1 protein-coding gene is annotated in these 2,255 nt (G+C 70.1%); it reads left to right on the top strand.

What is annotated here, in order from left to right:
- Nucleotides 1-2,101, top strand: a 2,101-nt coding sequence (locus RCJ92_RS15660) for a DNA gyrase subunit A (RefSeq protein WP_446755089.1), incomplete at its 5' end; no start/stop codon positions are given.
- Nucleotides 2,102-2,255: the final 154 nt, after the last annotated feature.

The raw sequence follows: 2,255 nt of genomic DNA, 5'->3' as shown, positions 1-2,255 counted from the left end.
CGGCGCCACCGGCATCGCGGTGGGCATGGCCACCAACATGGCCCCGCACAACCTGGGCGAGGTGATCGCCGCGGCCCGCCACCTGATCGAGCACCCCGAGGCCACGGTCGAGGACCTGATGAAGTTCGTCCCCGGCCCGGACCTGCCCTCCGGGGGCACCATTGTGGGCCTGGACGGGATCCGCGACGCCTACCGCACCGGGCGCGGGGCGTTCCGCACCCGGGCGAAGGTGGCGCTGGAGAAGATCTCGGCGCGCAAGTCCGCCCTGGTGGTCACCGAGCTGCCCTACACGGTCGGCCCGGAGAAGGTCATCCAGAAAATCAAGGACGGGGTGGGCAACAAGAAGATTGCCGGCATCTCCGACGTGGTGGATCTGACCGACCGGCAGCACGGGCTGAAACTGGTCATCGAGCTGAAGAACGGCTTCAACCCGAACGCGGTGCTGGCCAGCCTGTACAAGTACACCCCGATGGAGGACTCCTTCGGCATCAACAACGTCACCCTGGTCGAGGGCCAGCCGCGCACCCTGGGGCTGCGCGAGCTGCTGCAGGTGTACGTCGAACACCGCCTGGAGGTGGTGCGCCGGCGCACCACGCACCGGCTGGCCAAGCGGGAGGAACGCCTGCACCTTGTCGAGGGCCTGCTGATCGCCATCGTGGACATTGACGATGTCATCGCGATCATCCGCTCCTCCGAGGCCACCAATGAGGCCCGCGAACGGCTGATGACGGTCTTTGACCTCTCCGAGGCGCAGGCCAACCACATCCTGGAGCTGCGCCTGCGCCAGCTGACCAAGTATTCGCGCATCGAGCTGGAGGCCGAGGCCGAGCAGCTGCGCAAGGAGATCGAGGAGCTGCGAGCCATCCTGGGCTCCGACGCCCGGCTGCGTGAGGTGGTCTCCGGGGAGCTGGAGCAGACCGCCGAAACCTTCGCCTCCCCGCGGCGCACCGTGCTGGCCAAGGATGCGGAGACCAAGCCGCTGAAGGGCACCGTGCTGCCCGAGGCGGTGGGCAGCGGCAAGAAGGCCACCCTGGCTATGGAGGTCGCCGACCGCCCCTGCCGGGCGCTGCTCTCGGCCTCCGGGCAGATCGCGCGCACCCACGACCGCACGCCGCTGGATTTTGCCGGCTCCCGGGTGAAGCACGATGTGCTGCTCTCCGAGGTGCCCACCAGCGCCCGCGGCGAAATCGGCGCACTGACCAGCACCGGGCGGATCATCCGGGTGTCAATGATCGACGTCCCGGCGCTGGGCGAGGGCCATGGCTTCCCGCAGCTGGCCGGCGGGGTGTCGGTCAGCGAGTTCCTGAAGTTGCCCAAGGGCGAGAAGGCGGTGGCGCTGGTCCCGCTGAACCGCGTCTTCGCGCTGGGTACCCGCAACGGCGTGGTCAAGCGCGTGAACCCGGACTACCCGCTGAACCGTGACGAGTTCGAGGCGATTACCCTCAAGGGCAAGGACGAGGTGATCGGGGCCGCGGTGGCCGAGGATGAGGACGAGCTGGTCTTCATCACCGCGCAGGCCCAGCTGCTGCGCTTCACCGCCTCCACGGTGCGCGCCCAGGGCCGCACCGCCGGGGGCATGTCCGGCATCAAGCTGGGGGCGGAGGACTTCGTGATCTACTTCGGCGTGGTGCCGGCCAATGACGCCTCCGCGGTGGTGGCCACCGTGGCGGTCGGCTCCCAGACGCTGCCGGGCACCTCCGGGCAGTCGGTCAAGCTCACCGAGCTGGACCAGTTCCCGCTCAAGGGGCGGGCCACCGCCGGGGTGCGCGCCCACCGCTTCACCAAGGGCGAGGACAAGCTGAGCCTGGCCTATGCCGGGCCGGGCCCGGCCCGGGCCAGCTCCGCGGCCGGGGTGGTGCGCGCCCTGCCCACCGAGTTCGGCAAGCGGGACGGCTCCGGGGTGCCGCTGGCGCAGTCCATCGCGCTGCTTGGCGGCGTGCTGCCGGCCGACACGCAAAGCGCGGACCCGGTCTCGGCGCGGGAACTGGATCAGACGCTGCCCAGCCCCGAGCACGCGGCGCAGACCACCAAGATCGGGCACGAACTGGTGGAGGACACCTTGCCGTTCTCCGATGGCGGGGTCATTCTCGGCGACGACTAGCAGCACCATGCATGAGGGGCGGGGAACCAGTGGCGAACTGGTGCCCCGCCCCTTTGGCCTCCCCACGCCCCGCACGCGCTGCGCGGGCGTGCCTACACCGTCAGGCCGTGCCGGGCCCGTTGGCTCAGATCTATCCGGTGGTCGCACTCGCCGG

This window comes from Glutamicibacter sp. BSL13 (assembly GCF_052928425.1).
This window is presented reverse-complemented; position numbering and strand designations above follow the sequence as displayed.